16 protein-coding genes are annotated in these 16,471 nt (G+C 61.9%); 10 read left to right on the top strand and 6 right to left on the bottom strand.

Translation table 11 applies throughout. The features are described 5' to 3' along the window. The first annotated feature begins 179 nt into the window (after positions 1-179). From modA to ACZ5VE_RS14675, 3 genes are read left to right on the top strand one after another with little or no spacing between them, the layout of a single operon-like run. Entirely contained in the window at positions 180-971 is a 792-nt protein-coding gene (gene modA / locus ACZ5VE_RS14685) for a molybdate ABC transporter substrate-binding protein (protein ID WP_464455854.1), read from the top strand. 42 nt (positions 972-1,013) lie between these two features. Continuing rightward, the gene (gene modB, locus ACZ5VE_RS14680; protein ID WP_464455853.1) at positions 1,014-1,691 is read left to right on the top strand and encodes a molybdate ABC transporter permease subunit; all 678 of its coding nucleotides are present in this window, start codon (positions 1,014-1,016) and stop codon (positions 1,689-1,691) included. Continuing rightward, entirely contained in the window at positions 1,691-2,869 is a 1,179-nt protein-coding gene (locus ACZ5VE_RS14675; protein WP_464455852.1) for an ABC transporter ATP-binding protein, read from the top strand. The genes modB and ACZ5VE_RS14675 overlap by 1 nt, the downstream gene beginning before the upstream one ends. Positions 2,870-2,974: 105 nt before the next feature. Here the strand turns inward: ACZ5VE_RS14675 and ACZ5VE_RS14670 are convergent, their stop codons facing one another. Further along, positions 2,975-3,109 carry a hypothetical protein gene (locus ACZ5VE_RS14670; protein WP_255417455.1) on the bottom strand — a complete coding sequence of 45 codons (135 nt, stop codon included), beginning with the start codon at positions 3,107-3,109 and terminating at the stop codon, positions 2,975-2,977. A gap of 56 nt (positions 3,110-3,165) precedes the next feature. Continuing rightward, positions 3,166-3,570 (bottom strand): PaaI family thioesterase, encoded by a 405-nt coding sequence (locus ACZ5VE_RS14665; protein WP_464455851.1) that lies wholly within the window; start codon positions 3,568-3,570, stop codon positions 3,166-3,168. 166 nt (positions 3,571-3,736) lie between these two features. Between ACZ5VE_RS14665 and ACZ5VE_RS14660 the strand changes: the two genes are divergently transcribed. The 6 genes from ACZ5VE_RS14660 (at position 3,737) to ACZ5VE_RS14635 (ending at position 10,110) form a co-directional block, all read left to right on the top strand. Next, positions 3,737-4,417, top strand: coding sequence for a flavin reductase family protein (locus ACZ5VE_RS14660; protein ID WP_464455850.1), 681 nt, complete (start codon positions 3,737-3,739; stop codon positions 4,415-4,417). Positions 4,418-4,535: 118 nt separating this feature from the next. Continuing rightward, the gene (locus tag ACZ5VE_RS14655; RefSeq protein ID WP_464455849.1) at positions 4,536-5,135 is read left to right on the top strand and encodes a TetR/AcrR family transcriptional regulator; all 600 of its coding nucleotides are present in this window, start codon (positions 4,536-4,538) and stop codon (positions 5,133-5,135) included. Between the two features lies 1 nt (position 5,136). Next, positions 5,137-6,093, top strand: coding sequence for a Bug family tripartite tricarboxylate transporter substrate binding protein (locus ACZ5VE_RS14650; RefSeq protein ID WP_464455848.1), 957 nt, complete (start codon positions 5,137-5,139; stop codon positions 6,091-6,093). Positions 6,094-6,098: 5 nt separating this feature from the next. After that, positions 6,099-7,610 carry an amidase gene (locus tag ACZ5VE_RS14645; protein WP_464455847.1) on the top strand — a complete coding sequence of 504 codons (1,512 nt, stop codon included), beginning with the start codon at positions 6,099-6,101 and terminating at the stop codon, positions 7,608-7,610. A 6-nt stretch (positions 7,611-7,616) separates the two neighbouring features. Then, a complete protein-coding gene (locus ACZ5VE_RS14640; protein WP_464455846.1) occupies positions 7,617-8,855 on the top strand; it encodes an NAD(P)/FAD-dependent oxidoreductase in 1,239 nt (412 codons plus the stop codon). Positions 8,856-9,036: 181 nt separating this feature from the next. After that, on the top strand, positions 9,037-10,110 hold the full coding sequence (locus ACZ5VE_RS14635) for a 3-deoxy-7-phosphoheptulonate synthase (protein WP_464455845.1): 1,074 nt from the start codon (positions 9,037-9,039) through the stop codon (positions 10,108-10,110). Positions 10,111-10,401: 291 nt separating this feature from the next. Here ACZ5VE_RS14635 and ACZ5VE_RS14630 read toward each other — a convergent pair whose 3' ends face one another. The 3 genes from ACZ5VE_RS14630 to ACZ5VE_RS14620 all read right to left on the bottom strand — a co-directional run bounded on the left by ACZ5VE_RS14630 (position 10,402) and on the right by ACZ5VE_RS14620 (position 12,485). Beyond that, on the bottom strand, positions 10,402-10,905 hold the full coding sequence (locus ACZ5VE_RS14630) for a CBS domain-containing protein (protein ID WP_464455844.1): 504 nt from the start codon (positions 10,903-10,905) through the stop codon (positions 10,402-10,404). 73 nt (positions 10,906-10,978) lie between these two features. Then, a complete protein-coding gene (locus ACZ5VE_RS14625) occupies positions 10,979-11,749 on the bottom strand; it encodes an alpha/beta fold hydrolase (RefSeq protein WP_464455843.1) in 771 nt (256 codons plus the stop codon). Between the two features lie 22 nt (positions 11,750-11,771). Continuing rightward, a complete protein-coding gene (locus tag ACZ5VE_RS14620) occupies positions 11,772-12,485 on the bottom strand; it encodes a YebC/PmpR family DNA-binding transcriptional regulator (RefSeq protein ID WP_464455842.1) in 714 nt (237 codons plus the stop codon). A gap of 290 nt (positions 12,486-12,775) precedes the next feature. Between ACZ5VE_RS14620 and ACZ5VE_RS14615 the strand changes: the two genes are divergently transcribed. Further along, positions 12,776-15,013 carry an NADP-dependent isocitrate dehydrogenase gene (locus ACZ5VE_RS14615; protein WP_464455841.1) on the top strand — a complete coding sequence of 746 codons (2,238 nt, stop codon included), beginning with the start codon at positions 12,776-12,778 and terminating at the stop codon, positions 15,011-15,013. Positions 15,014-15,075: 62 nt separating this feature from the next. On the opposite strand, the gene ACZ5VE_RS14610 is transcribed toward ACZ5VE_RS14615, so the two are convergent. Further along, positions 15,076-16,329, bottom strand: a complete 1,254-nt coding sequence (locus ACZ5VE_RS14610) for an Hsp70 family protein (RefSeq protein WP_464455840.1) — start codon at positions 16,327-16,329, stop codon at positions 15,076-15,078. Between the last annotated feature and the right edge of the window lie 142 nt (positions 16,330-16,471).

The following is a 16,471-nucleotide window of genomic DNA, read 5'->3' as shown; positions in this document are numbered from 1 at the left end:
TGTTCGGGGGCTTTGAAAAAACGGCTCCGTGGCTGAGATACTGGTGGTGTTGTCGGCATCCCCTCGGATGCCGTAACCGCTTGGTAACTTGGGGTCTCGATTTTAGGGAGCCTGTCTGGTTCGTGGCTGTCATTTGCGCCCAAAAACCTTTTAAATCTATGCAAAAAACGCATGACGTTATGCCGCTCTTTCGCCCCTCGGCTCAGCTTGAGGGCCGCCGGCAGTGGCTGGTCGCGGTTTTGGCACTGCCACAGTGGGCCAAGGCGCAGCTGCCCATCCGCATCAAGATTGCCGCTGCGAGCAATTTGAAGTTTGTGCTGGCTGACTTGACAAGCCAATACAGGCAACAAACAGGCGTCCAGGTCGAAGTCAGTTTGGGGGCTACGGGTAACTTGGCGCGGCAGATTTTGCAAGGCCTGCCCGTCGAGCAATTCATTTCGGCAGACGAAGACCGGGTGGCTGAATTGGTCAAAGCAGGGCGCACGCTGGATGCCGGGCAGCGCTATGCCACAGGCCGGTTGGCGCTGATATTGCCTAAAAATTCAGCACTGCCCTTGGCGCAGGGGCTGGTTGCCGTGGTGCGCGCCCTGAAACCCGGCGACAAATTTGCCATGGCTAACCCTGCGCTGGCCCCTTATGGGGTTGCGGCACAAGAGGCCTTGTTGCGTTCAGGCGCGGGCGCACTGCCTGCCGGACAAAAAGTCCTGGGTGACAACATCGGCCAGGCCGCGCAATTTGTGGCCACAGGGGCTGCACAAGCGGGCATCACGGCTTTGGCGCTGGCCACTGCACCTGAGCTGGCCCCGACCTTGCAGGTCTTGCCGTTGTCAGAATCCTTGCATGCCCCATTGCACCAGCGGATGGTTTTGCTGCAGGGGGCCAGCGCAGCCGCTGTGGCGTGGCAGCAATTCCTGCTCAGCCCGTCAGCGCGGGCGGTTTTTTTGCGGCATGGCTATGCCTTGCCACAATAATCAAGGCCACACTCAACGACCCGCAACCCTTCAAACAGACCCATGGATTGGCCCGCTCTCACCGTCTCGCTGACCTTGGCGACATTGACCACCTTGGTCTTGTTGCCGCTGGGTTTGGCTCTGGCCCGCTGGCTGGCCGTGACCTCTTGGCTGGGTCGCCCCTTCATCGAAGCCTTGTTGTTGTTGCCTTTGCTCTTGCCCCCCACGGTGATCGGTTTTTACTTTCTGGTGGCGCTGGGTCAAGGCAGCGCCTTGGGGGCGTGGTTGGCGGCCTCGGGTATTCGGCTGGTGTTCACCTTGGAGGGCTTGCTGTTGGTGAGCGTGCTGGTCAATTTGCCTTTCATGGTGCAGCCGATTCAGCGGGCGTTTGCGGCGGTGCCGCACAGCCTGCGTGAAGCGGCCTGGGTTTCGGGGCTGTCAACTTGGCAGACGTTTTGGCGCATTGAATTGCCGCTGGCCTGGCCCGGCTTGCTGGCGGGCATGGCGCTCACCGTGGCGCACACGCTGGGCGAGTTTGGTGTGGTGCTCATGGTGGGCGGCAACATCGAAGGCGAAACCCGCACCTTGTCGGTGTCGCTCTACGACAAGGTGCAGGGCATGGACTTGCCATCGGCCCATGTGATGGCCTTGGTGCTGGTGGGCGTGTCCTTGCTGGCGTTGACATTGGTCTTGGCGTTTGACCGGGTAGGCCAGCGTGGCCGAGCCCTGCAGGAGCGTTGATGTCGGGCTTGCAAGTTCAGCTCCATTCGCGCAGTCCCATTCGCTTGCAGGCCGAGTTTGACTGCGGCGCAGGTGAACTGGTGGCCTTGGTCGGTCCTTCGGGCAGTGGCAAGACCAGCATGCTGCGGGCGATTGCCGGTTTGTGGACACCTGCCGATGTGCAGGCTTGTATTCGGGTGGATGGGCAAAGCTGGCTCGACACAGCCGCTGGCGTGCACCTGAGTCCGCAGCAGCGCCGTGCGGGCCTGGTGTTTCAGCATTACGCCTTGTTCCCGCACATGACCGCCCATGCCAATGTCGCGCTGGCCGCAGGGCCCGGCTGGTCGGCTGCTGACGTGCAGGCCTTGCTCAAGCGCATGGGGCTGGATGCACTCACGCAGCGCCGACCCGCCGAACTGTCTGGCGGGCAACAACAGCGCGTGGCTTTGGCGCGGGCTTTGGTGCGTGTCATGCCGACACCATCGGCTGCCAAGACCTTGCCCACGCCATCCGCTGTGCCGGGCGTGTTGCTGCTGGACGAGCCCTTTTCTGCCGTGGATGCGCCCACACGCCAAACCCTTTACCGCGAACTGGCGGCCTTGCGCCAGCAAGTGTCTGTGCCCATGGTGCTGGTCACGCACGATCTGGCCGAGGCCCGCCGCCTGGCTGACCGGGTGGTGATTGTGGACGCCGGTCAGACCTTGCAAACGGGGCAACCTTCAAGGGTGTTCGCCAGCCCCCGCAACGCCCGTGTGGCAGAGCTGGTGGGCATCCAGAACCACTTTGAGGGCCGTTTCTACAAAGACACGCCCGGTTGGGCGCGCTTGCGCTGGACGCCAGCGGGGCATGGACACGAAGCCATCGATTTGACGGTGGTGGACAAAAACAAGATCGACGATGGCACGCCTGTGACCTGGGTGCTCAACGGAGAACAGGTCGATGTGTTGGCCGATGCCAGCACACTTGCTCAAGGCGACGCGCGGGCCACCCGGCTGCGCTGCCGCTTGGTCGAGGTGTTGGCCTTGGGTGAAATAAGTTTGTGCACACTCACACCAGAAGCATTGCCCGCTCAGTCCATCACCCTGAACCTGACCACTCGTCTGCTGGACCGACTTCAGGTCGATGCGGGTGGATGGGTTCAGCTGCTGATTGCGCCCGGCGCACTGCACATCATGCCCGTGCGCGAAACCTCAGCCTGATTGCAGGCGGGCACCGCCCAAAACAAAACCCGCAAAGCCGAAGCCGTTGCGGGTTTTTTGCTGGGTGGTGCTGCCGATGGGCGGGCACCGCAGAGTGCAAAAGCCTCAGGCCATGAACACGGCGATGAAGGCCAGCAAGAAAATCAACACGGCGCCAGCGGCCGGAATGACCACGGGAATGTGCTTGACCACGTTTTCCACGGGATCGTCAGATGTGTGTGTGTCGTTGTGAGCAGACATGGGGAACCTCAAAACAAGAATAGACGTATTGTAGCCAAGCCCGGCCAGCGCTTGTCTTACATCAAGGCGTAGGTCGTGCTGGCCCGGAAAACGCTCTTGCCGTCGTTGCCCCCAGCCAGGTCGATTTCGCCAAACGCCATGGCCTTGCCCGCCCGCAAGACGCGCGCCGTGACCAGAGCGTCTTGCCCAGACAGCGGCTTCATGAAGCTGCTCGACAGTTGCACCGTGCTGCAAGGCCGGAAGGTGCCAAAGTGGTTGATCAAGGCCAACACCATGGCCGTGTCGGCCGCCGCCATCATGGCCTGGCCGCACAACATGCCGCCCACCCGCGAGAGTTGATCGCTTTGGGGTAGGCGCAAAGTCACGCTGTCGGCGTCAAAGCGCTCGACTTTCAGGTTCAGGGCCTGCACCCAAGGGGCAAACAGGTCGGTCAAGGCTTGTTGGAGGTCGTGGGTGGTCATGGTGTGGCGGTCTTGTCAAAGACCCGAGAGCGCAAAACCCCATTGTGCAGTCCAAGGCCGACTTGGGCTGGACGTGAACGCCATGGCCAAACACCTTTAGGATGGACGCCGAGCGTGCTGCGCTGCCCACGGCCCGGCACATTTGTCTTGTTTCCAGGAATTCACCATGTACTACGAACCCGGTGTGACGCCCCATGGTCTGCCCCATGACCCCTTCAAGTCCTGTGTGGTGCCGCGCCCCATTGGCTGGATTTCGACGGTGGACAGCCAGGGCCGTCATAACCTGGCGCCCTACAGCCAGTTTCAAAACGTCACCTTCAACCCGCCCATCGTCATGTTCTCGGCCAACCAGAACACGGGCGGTCAACGCAAGGACTCGGTGCGCAACGCCGAAGAGACCGGCGAATTCGTCTGGAACATGGCGACCTATGCGCTACGCGATGCGGTCAACAAGTCGGCCGAAGAGTTGCCGCACGGTGTCGATGAGTTCGAGCATGCCGGCCTCGTCAAGCTGCCCTCGCGCAAGGTGAAACCCATGCGGGTGGCGGGCTCGCCCATCCAGTTCGAGTGCGTCTACCTCAACACGCTGCGTTTTCCGGGTGTGCCCCCCATGGGCACGGCCGACGTGGTGTTTGGCCGGGTGGTGGCCATCCACATCGACGACGACGTGATCGACGGCCAAGGCCTGCTCAATATCCTCAAAATACAGCCGCTGGCGCGCATGGGCTACTTTGATTACACCTTTGTGGACAACAAATTCGAGATGGTGATTGGCGGCAACAACAGCGCCTTGCTGGCGGGGCTGGAGGGCTCACCCGACAAGGCCAAGGCCGCAGCACAGCGCTGATCCGGCTTTGCCGCTTTGGGCGGTTGGCCCGTTCAGGCTTAGGGGTTTGCACGGTGGAACGATCAATTGCATTACGACCATAATGCAATTTGACTCTCCGCATCCCGACACCCACACCATGAGCCGCACGCTGCACCAAATCAAAAGCGAACAAACGCGCGAGCGTTTGCTGGACGCCGCCTTGGGGCTGATGCACGCCAAAGGCCATGGCCAGGTGTCGGTGCACGAAGTGGCCCGTGCCGCAGGCATGACCGCTGGCGCAGTCCAGCACCACTTCACGAGCAAGGCCGCCTTGATGCTGGAGGTGATCACCCGCTTGATCGCGCAGCTCGAAGAGAACAGCGATTTCTGGCCCCCCGCACATTGGCGTCTCCAGCGGCGGGCAGACCACTTTGTGCAGCAAGCCTGGGCCACTTTGTATGGCCAGCCGCGTTTCACGGTGGCGTGGTCGGCTTATCTCGCGGCGCGAGAAGATGAACTCATGGTGGCCCACATCGTTGAACGCCGTGGCTTGCTGACGGCCAGTCTGCACCAGCGCGTGGCACAAAGTTTCCCCGAAATGTGCCAAGGCCCCCAGGCCGAGGCGCGTGTCCAGTTTGTCCTGTCTGCATTGCGCGGCATGGGTCTGGTCGCACCGTTTTCACCTGCAGCGGCCATGCCCGCGCAGCTGCAGGTCTTGTCGCAATACCTTCAATCGTTTCAGTCCCAGGAGACATGACATGAAAAAGACCCTTTTGGCCACACTCTTGTGCGGCCTCAATTTGCTGGCGCAAGCCGCTTATCCCGACAAAGCCATCACACTCGTGGTGCCCTACCCACCGGGCGGTGCCACCGACATCCTGGCGCGTAAGCTGGCGGGGCCGCTGGGTCAGCGCCTGGGCCAGACGGTCATTGTCGACAACCGGGCCGGTGCCGGCACCGCCATCGGCGCCACCGCCGTGGCCAAGTCGGCCCCCGACGGCTACACCTTGCTGATTTCGTCCAACACCACCTTCACCGTCAATGCCGCGCTGAAAAAGAACTTGCCCTACGACCCGCAAAAAGACTTTGAGTCGATCGGTCTGATCGGCAGTTCCCCGCTGGTCTTGTTGGCCCATCCCAAAGTGGCCGCCAACAACGTGAAGGAACTGCTGGCGCTGGCCAAAGCCGACCCCAAAGGTCTGAACTTCGGTTCATTCGGCGTGGGCACGTCGGCGCACTTGGCGGGCGAGATGTTCAAGGTCATGACCGGGGCCAACATGGTGCATGTGGCTTACCGTGGCAGTGCCCCGGCCATGACGGATTTGATCGGCGGGCAGATTCCCCTGAGCTTTGACACCAGCGTGGCCGCCATGCCTCAGATGGCCACCGGCAAGGTCAAAGCCATTGCCGTGACCACACGCCAGCGTTCACCCCAGATGCCGCAGGTGCCCACGGTGGCCGAAGCGGGTTTTCCTGACTACGAAATGGTGCCCTGGATTGGTTTTGTCGGACGCCGTGGCATGCCCGCCGAGGTCAGCGGCAAATTGACCAAGGCCCTCAAAGACAGCCTGAACGATCCTGCCGTCAAGGCCGAGCTGCAAAAGGTCGGCCTGGACGTGTTGTTCCAGCCCGGCAGTGTGTACGACACCAAGGTGGCGCAAGAGCTGCCCTTGTTGCGCGCCTATGTGCACCGCGCCAATATTCCGATGGAGTGAGCAGCATGGCTTTGGTGGAACACAGCGCGGTTGAACTGCGCCGCCAGATTGGCGAGAAAAAAATCTCGCCAGTCGAGCTGATGCAGGCCTGCATCGACCAGATTGAAACCTACAACCCGGCCGTGAACGCGATCTGCGCGACCGACTACGAGCGCGCATTGGCCTCGGCCCGCGAAGCCGAAGCGCAGGTCATGCGGGGCGAGGCCTTGCCTGCACTGCACGGCCTGCCGCTGGGCGTGAAAGACCTGCAGGCCACGGCCGGGCTGCTCACCACCAGCGGCAATGTGCGCTTGCGTGGCCATGTGCCCGAGCGCGATGTGTCTTATGTGGCGCGCATGCGTGCGGCCGGTGCCATCGTCACCGCCAAGACCAACACGCCCGACATGGGCGCAGGTGCCAACAGCCGCAACCCGGTTTGGGGCGCCACGGGCAACCCGTTCAACCCTTCACTCAACGCGGGCGGTTCATCGGGCGGCTCGGCGGCCGCGCTGGCCTGCGACATGCTGCCGCTGTGCACGGGTTCCGACACGGGCGGCTCGCTGCGCATCCCGGCGGCACTGTGTGGCGTGGTGGGGTTGCGGCCATCGCCCGGCTTGATCGCCAACGACATGCGCCCGCTGGGCTGGTCGGCGGTTTCGGTGCTCGGCCCCATGGGCCGCGACGTGGCCGACACCGCCTTCATGATGCAAGCCAGCGTGGGCCCGCATCCCATGGACCCGCTGAGCCTGGGCGTGCAGCATGAAGCGTTCTGGCCCATGCAGCCTGCTGACTTGCGCCAGCTGCGCGTGGCGTACACCGAAGACTTTGGTGCCTGCGCGGTGGACCCGATGGTCCGCCGGGCGTTTCGCGAACGGGTGCAGGCCATCTCGCGCGAAGTGGCCGTGTGCGAGCCGCTGCAGTGGGACCTGAGCGACGGCCACCGCTGCTTTGACGTGATCCGCGCCGAGAGTTTTTTTGCCGCCTTTGAAGAGGTCTACCGCACCCAGCCCGACACGCTGGGGCCCAACGTGCGTGCCAATGTGGAAATGGCCGCCAACATCACCCTGGGCGACCGCGCTTGGTCGCACTTGGCGCAAACGCGCATCAATCGCCAGTTCCAAGCGGCGTTTGAGCACTATGACCTGATCCTGTCGCCGGTCACGCCGCTGTCGCCGTTTCCGTGGACCGAGCTGTACGCCGAGGTGGTGGATGGCCAGAAACAGCGCAACTATTACGAGTGGCTGAGCCTGACCTACATGGTCACGCTGGCCACCAACCCGGCGCTGTCGCTGCCGCTGGGCTGCGACGAAGCGGGCATGCCGTTTGGCCTGCAGATGATTGGCCCGCTGCACCGCGATGCGCACTTGCTGCGCATGGCGGCGGCGCTGGAGCAATGGGGCAAAACGCAAACAGGTTTGGACAGACCCCGGCCCGACATGGCGGCTTTGCAGCAGCCCCGGCCCGAACTCAAAAGCATCGTGACGCACCCGCCCATCCAGGCTGGGGGTGCTAAGGTGGACAGCCACAACGCTGTTTGAAATGCCATGACTTCTTCCATCCTTGTTCTCGGTGCCGGCATGGTCGGCACCTGCACCGCCTTGCATTTGCAGCAGCGCGGTTTCGAGGTCACGCTGGTCGACCGGCGTGCGCCCGGTCAAGAGACCTCGTTGGGCAATGCGGGCCTGATCCAGCAAGAGGCGGTCGAGCCCTATGCCTTTCCGCGTGAGCCGGACTTTTTGCTCAACGCCGCTTTGGGGCGGGGGGCCGAGGTCCACTGGCATGCGCGTGGCCTGTGGCAGATGGCCGGATCGTTGTGGCGCTACTTTCAAAATTCACGCCCGGCTTCGCATGCCCGCGCCACCGAGGCCTACAGCCGATTGATTGCCCACGCCACCCATGAACACGACCTGCTGATCGCCGCTGCGGGCGCGCAGGCGTTGGTGGCGCGTGAAGGCTTTCGCTTTGTGTTCCGCACGTCCCAGGCATTTGACGAGGCGGCGCAACGGGCATCGACCCTGCACGACCGCTTTGGTGTGCGCTACCAAGCCGAGAACACCGCCCAGCTGGCGCAGGCCGAACCCGCTTTGCGCCCATCGCTGGCGGGTGCGGTGCATTGGCAAGACCCGTGGGCGGTGAACAACCCGGGTGCATTGGTGCAACGCTATGCCGACTTGTTCGTGGCGCGGGGTGGGCGTGTGTTGACGGGCGATGCGGCCAGCTTGCAATCGCAAGGGGCCAGTTGGTCCGTGCAGACCACCGAAGGCCGTGTGGATGCCCAGCAGGCGGTGCTGGCGCTCGGTCCTTGGGCCGACGGGCTGATCCGCACACTGGGTTACCGTTTTCCGTTGTTCATCAAACGCGGCTATCACCAGCACTACACCTCGCCCGCTCAGGTGCGCCAACCCATCCTGGATGCCGAGCGCGGCTATGTACTGGCCCCCATGCAGCGCGGCCTGCGCCTGACCACGGGGGCCGAATTTGCGCCCATCGATGCACGCCCCACGCCCGTGCAATTGTCCAAGGCCGAAGCCCTGGCGCGTGAGTTGGTAGACCTGGGCGAGCCTTTGCCCGAGGCCCCTTGGCTGGGCGCACGCCCCTGCACCGCCGACATGCTGCCCGTGACGGGGCCCGCGCCGCGCCACAAGGGGCTGTGGTTCAACTTCGGCCATGCACACCAAGGCTTCACGCTGGGGCCGGTGGCGGGGCGCTTGCTGGCCGAGATGGTGCAGGGCCAGTCCACCTGGATCGACCCGACGCCTTACTCGCCTTCGCGATTTGGCTGACTGGACCTTGTAGGAGCCAGCCCTGCTGGCGATGAGCGAACGTGGCCCGCTGTTGATCGCTTGCAGGCAAGCTCCTACAAAAATCCTACCAACGTGCAACACACCGCTTTGCGTCTGTGAGCGCGGGTTTGCCGCTGTGACGAGGCCTTACACTTTTCCGACTCAACCCTGATACACCCCCATGCTTTCCACCCAAGACAAAACCCGCATCGACGACACCCGCATTGCCTCGGTGCGCCCCCTCATGACGCCTGCGCTGCTCGAAGAGCGGCTGCCCGCAGCGCCTGCGCATCTGGCGCTGGTCGAGCGCTCGCGCCAAGACATCTCGAACGTGCTGCAAGGCCAGGACGACCGTTTGGTGGTGGTGGTCGGGCCCTGTTCGATCCATGACCACGACCAGGCCATCGCCTATGCCCGGCTGCTCAAGGCCGAAGCCGACAAGCACGCCAAAGACCTGCAGATCGTCATGCGCGTCTATTTTGAAAAACCTCGCACCACCGTGGGCTGGAAGGGTTACATCAACGACCCGCACCTGGACGGCAGCTTTGCCATGAACCAGGGCTTGGAGATGGCGCGCAAATTGTTGCTCGACATCATCGACCTGGGCCTGCCGGTGGCCACCGAGTTTCTGGATCTGCTCAGCCCGCAATACATCAGCGACCTGGTCACCTGGGGCGCGATCGGTGCACGCACCACCGAAAGCCAAAGCCACCGCCAGCTGGCCAGCGGCCTGTCGTGTCCGGTGGGCTTCAAGAATGGAACGGATGGCGGCGTCAAGGTCGCGGCCGATGCGGTGGTGGCCTCCAAGGCCCCGCACGCTTTCATGGGCATGACCAAGATGGGCCAGGCCGCGATCTTCGAGACGCGTGGCAACCAGGACGTGCACATCATCCTGCGTGGCGGCAAAGCGCCCAACTATTCGGCCGCCGATGTCGATGCCGCCTGCAAAGCGCTGGAGGCTTCGGGCATCGCCCCGCAAGTGATGGTGGACGTGTCGCACGCCAACAGCAGCAAGCAGCACAGCAAACAAATCGAGGTGACGCACGACATGGCCGCGCAGATCGCGGCAGGTGACCGCCGCATCATGGGCCTGATGATCGAAAGCCATTTGCAAGAAGGCCGCCAAGACCAAAAGCCCGGCCAGCTTTTGCAATACGGCGTGTCGATCACCGACGCCTGTATCAGCTTTGCGCAGACCGTGCCGGTGCTGCAGGCGCTGGCGCAGGCGGTGCAGCAGCGCAGAGGTTGCGCCTGAGCGGCAAGTTATTTGTAACAGTGGCTTGACCGCACTTTATGAGCAGGCTTAAAGTGGCATCGCTGACGTCGGGCGACTGACCGAAGCATCCTCTGGGGCGCATTCATGCGCCCCGCCCATCAGAACGACAACTCTTCTTTTGGGCAAACTTTGGGACGATCCTCTCGTGACGACCCATCAGCCCGGCCAGTTCACTGGCCGGGCTTGTTTTTTGGAGAGCTGGTTTCTTGGCAGTTTGTTGTGGCCGTTCCCTGACACATTCACGCCAACGCCCCGTGAGCCTCCTTGGCATCAAGGCTCATGCTGCGCCAGGTACATGCCCCCTGGCAGTTCACCGGGTTTGAACATGGGTGAAGTTCTTGCACTTTCCATGTCGATGCCGATGCGCAAGGCCTCCGACAAGCCGTTCAGTTCATCGGCGATGCTGACCAGCAAATCGTCAACGGACAGCAAGCCCATGAGGCGACCACTGGGTTCGGTCACGAAAATACGCCGCACGCCGTGTTGGTGCATGGCTTGCACGCCTTCGTACACGCTGGATGTTCCAGGTACCCGGATCAAATGCACGCTGCTGAATGCGCCCACATGTTGTTCTTCCGGTGAACGTCCTTGTGCCAGCAAATCGACCACCAGATCCCGGTCGGTCACCACGCCCACCACCTGCGCCGGGTCTTCAGGATCGGTCAGAGCCAACGCCCCGACATGGTGAACGCGCATCAGCTCGGCGGCTTTGTTTACCGAGGCTTGAGCGCTGACAGAAATGATTTCGCGTCGACACAGACTGGCCAGATTCATGGATCGCTCCCCCAAAAAGATCCACCCACCTTAATCGGCGGGCCGGATCTTTTCTGTGCGCCAGTTCACCGCTTCAGTTTTGGGGTGATTTGATCCAGTGGGTGATCAGCTGAACGGTTTCTTTTTCATGGTTGATGAAGCCGTGCCAGTGGAGCGCATCGCAGGGGTCGCCCACCGGATCGGAGCCGCCTTCGACCATGATGAATTTCTTGATCGGTGCCGACTTGAGGCCCTCGGTGATGCGGGCCGCCTCTTGGGGCAAGCAGATCTTGCAGGCATCTTGCTTGTGGTGCACCACCAAGGTGGGCACCGCAATTTTGCCAATGGCTTGTGTGGCAATGGCGCCAGGCTTGTTGGATGTCACGCTGGAAGTCAGGACCAAACCTTGCACCGTGCCTTGGGGCCAAGCAATCGTGGCTGCCGTGCCAGACACCGTGCCTCGGCTGGTGCCCACCAGCCACACGGGTGCATCGCTCAGTTGCTTGGCATGGCGCACCACCGCGGCCAGCTCTTGCACATGTGTGGGACTGATGCGGTAGTCGTAGTCCAGGCGTTGCAAATCAGAAGCTCTGAAGACCACAATCACGTTGAATTGCTGGGCCGCAAACAACGCGCGGCTGCGCACCAAAAAGTTCTTGCTGGTCGGCTGGCCATCCACGATCTTGCCTGTGTTGGCGTCACCGCCAGGCAGCAGCACCAAGGTGGCGGTTGCCTGCGGCTGCGTCATGACATAAATCGGCAAATGGCCATCGGCTCGACCGATGTCGAGCTTGACCATTTTTTCTTCGGCATTTGCCCAAAGACAGGCCAAGGTCAACAACAGGCTGGTCAAGCGGCGTTTCATGCGATGACTCCTGTGTGATGGCTTAGCCTGCCAAGCCCACAAACACGTTCTGCACGTCGTCGTTGTTGTCAATCGCGCCCAGAAAGGCTTCGACTTCTTCGAGCTGTTCGGCACTCAGGTTTGCCGGGTCGACTGGGTTTTTGGGCTTGTAGCCCAACTTGGCCGACACGACGGTGAAGCCGTGCGCGGGCAGGGCGCGGCTGACCAGGTCCAGGTCGGTCGCTTCGGTGATGAACACGGTCACGCCGTCTTCGTCGGCGGGCTCAAAATCCTGTGCACCGGCTTCGATGGCCGCCAGTTCGGGGTCGGCCCCGGCCTGGGCGGGTTCGGCTTCGATGAAGCCCACATGGTCAAAGTCCCACGACACGGAGCCCGATGTGCCCTGCTGGCCCTTACGGAACAGCACCCGCATTTCGGACGCGCTGCGGTTCACGTTGTCGGTCAGCACCTCGATCATCACCGGCACTTGGTGGGGCGCGAAGCCTTCGTAGATCACGCGCTCAAAGCTGACCGCATCGCCCAGCAGGCCTGCGCCTTTCTTGATGGCGCGCTCCAGCGTTTCTTTGGGCATGGACACCTTGCGGGCCTGCTCGACCACCAGACGCAGGCGGGAGTTGGCAGCGGGGTCGGCGCCGTTGCGAGCCGCGATCATGATGTCTTTGGCCAGACGGCCAAACAATTTGCCTCTGGCGTCTGCGGCTTGTGCTTTGCCTTTGGCTTTCCATTGCGCGCCCATGGTGTGTTCCTAGGTTGGGGGCCGCGCTCAAAGGGCGCTGGCCGGGTAAGGGGACGCCAAGTCCGGTGATTTGGCGTGTGTCTGAAGGGGTGTCAGTTTAATCGCCCGGCTGTTGGCCCCCCAAGTTGGACTGCACGCAGGTGCTGGCTGCGGCATCACGTAAGCAAAACAGGGGGGCATTTGAGATAAAGTCATGGGTTAAACCGCCTTAAAAGGGCGATTTCCGAAACGGTTCGACGTACCGCCGAACGACGTATTCCTTTTTACACACCCTGATAACGAGAGTACCCATGGCTGCAGACAAATCCAAGATCATTTACACCCTGACAGACGAAGCCCCCTTGCTGGCCACAGCCTCGTTCCTGCCGATCATCCGCACGTTTGCAGCCCCTGCCGGCATCGAAGTGGCCGAGAGCGACATTTCGGTGGCTGCCCGTATCCTGGGTGAATTTTCTGACTTGCTGCCGGCCGAGCAGCGCGCCCCGAACAACCTGGCCGAGTTGGGCAAACTGACGCTGAACCCTTCTGCCAACATCATCAAGCTGCCCAATATCAGTGCCTCCGTTGGCCAGCTGGTTGCCGCCATCAAGGAACTGCAGTCCAAAGGCTACGCCCTGCCTGACTATCCTGAGAATGCCAAGACTGATGAAGAAAAGGCCCTCAAGGCCCGCTACGCCAAGTGCACCGGCTCTGCCGTGAACCCTGTGCTGCGCGAAGGCAACTCTGACCGCCGCGCACCCCGCGCCGTGAAAGAGTTTGCCCGCAAGAACCCGCACAGCATGGCCGAGTGGAGCCAGGCCTCGCGCTCGCATGTATCGCACATGCACGCTGGCGACTTCTACCACGGCGAAAAGTCCATGACCTTGGACCGCGCCCGTGAAGTGAAGATGGAGCTGATCACCAAGAGCGGCAAGGCCATCATCCTGAAGCCCAAAGTCTCTTTGCTGGACCGTGAAGTCATCGACAGCATGTTCATGAGCAAGAAAGCCCTCGAAGCTTTCTACGAGCAGGAAATCGAAGACGCACACAAGACCGGCGTGATGTTCTCGCTGCACGTCAAAGCCACCATGATGAAGGTCTCGCACCCCATCGTGTTCGGTCACTGCGTCAAGATCTTCTACAAAGATGCGTTTGCCAAGCACGCCAAATTGTTTGAAGAGCTGGGTGTGAACGTGAACAACGGCATGGCCGATTTGTACGGCAAGATCGCCACGCTGCCCCAGTCCAAGCAAGACGAGATCAAGCGTGACCTGCACGCCTGCCACGAGCACCGCCCCGAGCTGGCCATGGTCGATTCGGCCAAAGGCATCACCAACTTCCACTCGCCCAACGACGTGATCGTGGACGCCTCCATGCCCGCCATGATCCGCAACGGCGGCAAGATGTGGGGCGCCGATGGTCGTCTGAAAGACGTCAAGGCCGTGATGCCCGAGTCGACTTTTGCGCGCATTTACCAGGAGATGATCAACTTCTGCAAATGGCATGGCAACTTTGACCCCAAGACCATGGGCACCGTGCCCAACGTTGGCCTGATGGCCCAGCAAGCCGAAGAATACGGCTCGCACGACAAGACTTTTGAGATTCCTGAAGACGGCGTGGCCAACATCACCGACCTGAACACCGGCGAAGTGCTGCTCTCGCAAAACGTGGAAACCGGCGACATCTGGCGCATGTGCCAGGTCAAGGACGCGGCGATCCGTGACTGGGTCAAGCTGGCCGTCACGCGTGCCCGCAACTCCGGCATGCCTGTGGTGTTCTGGCTCGATCAGTACCGTCCGCACGAAGCCCAGTTGATCACCAAGGTCAAGATGTACCTGCACGAGCACAACACTTCGGGTCTGGACATCCAGATCATGAGCCAGGTGCGTGCCATGCGTTACACCCTGGAGCGCGTGGTGCGCGGTCTGGACACCATCAGCGCCACAGGCAACATCCTGCGTGACTACCTGACCGACTTGTTCCCGATCATGGAACTGGGCACCTCGGCCAAGATGCTGTCGGTCGTGCCTTTGATGGCCGGTGGCGGCATGTACGAAACCGGTGCCGGTGGCTCTGCGCCCAAGCACGTGCAGCAGCTGGTCGAAGAAAACCACCTGCGCTGGGATTCGCTGGGTGAATTCCTGGCCCTGGCCGTGTCGCTGGAAGACCTGGGTCTGAAGACCGGCAATGCCAAGGCCACCGTGTTGTCCAAGACGCTCGACGCCGCCACAGGCAAGCTGCTCGACAACAACAAGAACCCGTCTCCCAAGACAGGTCAACTCGACAACCGTGGCAGCCAGTTCTATCTGGCCATGTACTGGGCACAGGAGTTGGCTGCGCAAATCGAAGACAAGGAATTGGCAGCCCAGTTCGCGCCTTTGGCCAAGCAACTGACTGACAACGAGAAGAAGATTGTGGAAGAGCTCAATGCTGTGCAGGGCCATCCTGTCGACATTGGCGGTTACTACATGCCTGACCAGGCCAAGCTGGCCGCCATCATGCGCCCCAGCGCGACCTTCAATGCGGCTTTGGGCAGTGTGAAGAGCTGATTGGCTGAAACGGTCTGCAAAGCCACTCAGGTGTCATGCCTGAGTGGCTTTTTTGTGTCTGCTCAGCGGCTGTACGCCAGTCCCAGCGCCACGCCGCCAAACAAATCGCCTTCCACCAGTTTCACCCCCGCAAACTCGGCCTGCAAGGCCTGCTGGAACGTGCGCAAGGCCGAAGAACCGCCCGTGAGGTAAATCGCATCCAGCGAAGCGTCGGTCAAGCCCGCGCGTTGCACGCACTCGCGCGCACAGGCCACCGTGCGGGCCAACAGCTCATGCAGATGGGGTTGCATGTCGGCCACGCCCAAGGTGGCTTGCAGGTTGCGCTCAATGACCGAGAGGTCAATCACCGTGTCGGCGTTGTTCACTGAGCAGCGAATTTTGGCTTGCTCCACCTCGTGCGCCATGTGGTGGCCGTGGCGTTCGGTCAGCACCTGCATCAGGCGTTCGTGCAGGCGCGGGTCGCTGTAGTTGCTGCGCAGCGTTTTGGCGTGGCTGATGGCTTTGGGCTGGTATTGCCAGTGGATCAGGTGCCAGGTCGCCAGATCAAAAAACACGCGGCTGGGCACTTCGCGTTGCTCGGGGCCGATGTGCTTGTAACCCAGCAGGGGCATGACCTGGGCCAGGTTCAGTTGCCGGTCGTAGTCGGTGCCGCCAATGTGCACGCCAGTGGTGGCCAGGATGTCTTGACCCCGGTCGGCATTTTTCATGCGGTCAGGCCCCAGGCGCACCACGGTGAAGTCCGAGGTGCCACCACCCAAGTCGACCACCAACACGGTGCTTTCTGTCGTCAGGCGCTGTTCGTAATCCAGCGCAGCGGCGATGGGCTCCAGCTGAAAGGACACCTCCTCAAACCCCACCGATTGCACCGCCTGACGCAGCGATGCTTCGGCTTGCGCATCGCGCTCGGGGTCGTCGTCCACAAAGTGCACGGGCCGACCCATCACCACACGGCGGGGAGCCGTACCAAGGCTTCGGGTCGCGCGTTCGCGCAGGGTCGCCAGGTAGGTGCCAATGATGTCCTGAAAGCTGATCTGCTGGTGCCCGATCTGCGTGGTCTCCAGCAGCAAGGGGCTGCCCAGCAGGCTTTTGAGCGAGCGCATCAAGCGGCCTTCGGTGCCTTCCAGATAGTGCTTGAGGGCATCTCGCCCGAAGTGGGTGCTGCTGTCTTCCGCGTTGTAGAAGACGGCCGTGGGCATGGCCAAGGCTTCGCCTTCGAGGGGTATCAGGCGGGCGCTGCCTTGTGCGCCAACCCAGGCCATGGCGGAGTTGGAGGTGCCGAAATCAATGCCGAGCGTGCCGGCGGGGTGAAAGGTCATAACAGTGGGGATCAGAGCCAAAGAGGCTTCGCAGGTGCAGATGAAAGCACGCAGGGTGTGTATTGAACGACCGGGGATTCTGCCACTGTGTACCGTGTCAAATCGTGCAGAATCAGCAGCTGTTTCAAATATCTTGCCGAAT

The sequence above is a fragment of the Limnohabitans sp. INBF003 genome, assembly GCF_055396645.1.
Note: the sequence above shows the minus strand (reverse complement) of the source record. Positions and strands in the feature narration are given on the sequence as shown.

Bases quoted from the DNA above. Each gene is read 5' to 3' on its own strand.
- ACZ5VE_RS14625 (WP_464455843.1), bottom strand. From the start codon at position 11,749: ATGAAACGCCGCTTGACCAGCCTGTTGTTGACCTTGGCCTGTCTTTGG.
- ACZ5VE_RS14675 (WP_464455852.1), top strand. From the start codon at position 1,691: ATGTCGGGCTTGCAAGTTCAGCTCCATTCGCGCAGTCCCATTCGCTTG.
- ACZ5VE_RS14615 (WP_464455841.1), top strand. From the start codon at position 12,776: ATGGCTGCAGACAAATCCAAGATCATTTACACCCTGACAGACGAAGCC.
- ACZ5VE_RS14655 (WP_464455849.1), top strand. From the start codon at position 4,536: ATGAGCCGCACGCTGCACCAAATCAAAAGCGAACAAACGCGCGAGCGT.
- ACZ5VE_RS14630 (WP_464455844.1), bottom strand. From the start codon at position 10,905: ATGAATCTGGCCAGTCTGTGTCGACGCGAAATCATTTCTGTCAGCGCT.
- ACZ5VE_RS14635 (WP_464455845.1), top strand. From the start codon at position 9,037: ATGCTTTCCACCCAAGACAAAACCCGCATCGACGACACCCGCATTGCC.
- ACZ5VE_RS14610 (WP_464455840.1), bottom strand. From the start codon at position 16,329: ATGACCTTTCACCCCGCCGGCACGCTCGGCATTGATTTCGGCACCTCC.
- ACZ5VE_RS14620 (WP_464455842.1), bottom strand. From the start codon at position 12,485: ATGGGCGCGCAATGGAAAGCCAAAGGCAAAGCACAAGCCGCAGACGCC.
- ACZ5VE_RS14670 (WP_255417455.1), bottom strand. From the start codon at position 3,109: ATGTCTGCTCACAACGACACACACACATCTGACGATCCCGTGGAAAAC.
- ACZ5VE_RS14640 (WP_464455846.1), top strand. From the start codon at position 7,617: ATGACTTCTTCCATCCTTGTTCTCGGTGCCGGCATGGTCGGCACCTGC.
- ACZ5VE_RS14650 (WP_464455848.1), top strand. From the start codon at position 5,137: ATGAAAAAGACCCTTTTGGCCACACTCTTGTGCGGCCTCAATTTGCTG.
- modA (WP_464455854.1), top strand. From the start codon at position 180: ATGCCGCTCTTTCGCCCCTCGGCTCAGCTTGAGGGCCGCCGGCAGTGG.
- ACZ5VE_RS14660 (WP_464455850.1), top strand. From the start codon at position 3,737: ATGTACTACGAACCCGGTGTGACGCCCCATGGTCTGCCCCATGACCCC.
- modB (WP_464455853.1), top strand. From the start codon at position 1,014: ATGGATTGGCCCGCTCTCACCGTCTCGCTGACCTTGGCGACATTGACC.
- ACZ5VE_RS14645 (WP_464455847.1), top strand. From the start codon at position 6,099: ATGGCTTTGGTGGAACACAGCGCGGTTGAACTGCGCCGCCAGATTGGC.
- ACZ5VE_RS14665 (WP_464455851.1), bottom strand. From the start codon at position 3,570: ATGACCACCCACGACCTCCAACAAGCCTTGACCGACCTGTTTGCCCCT.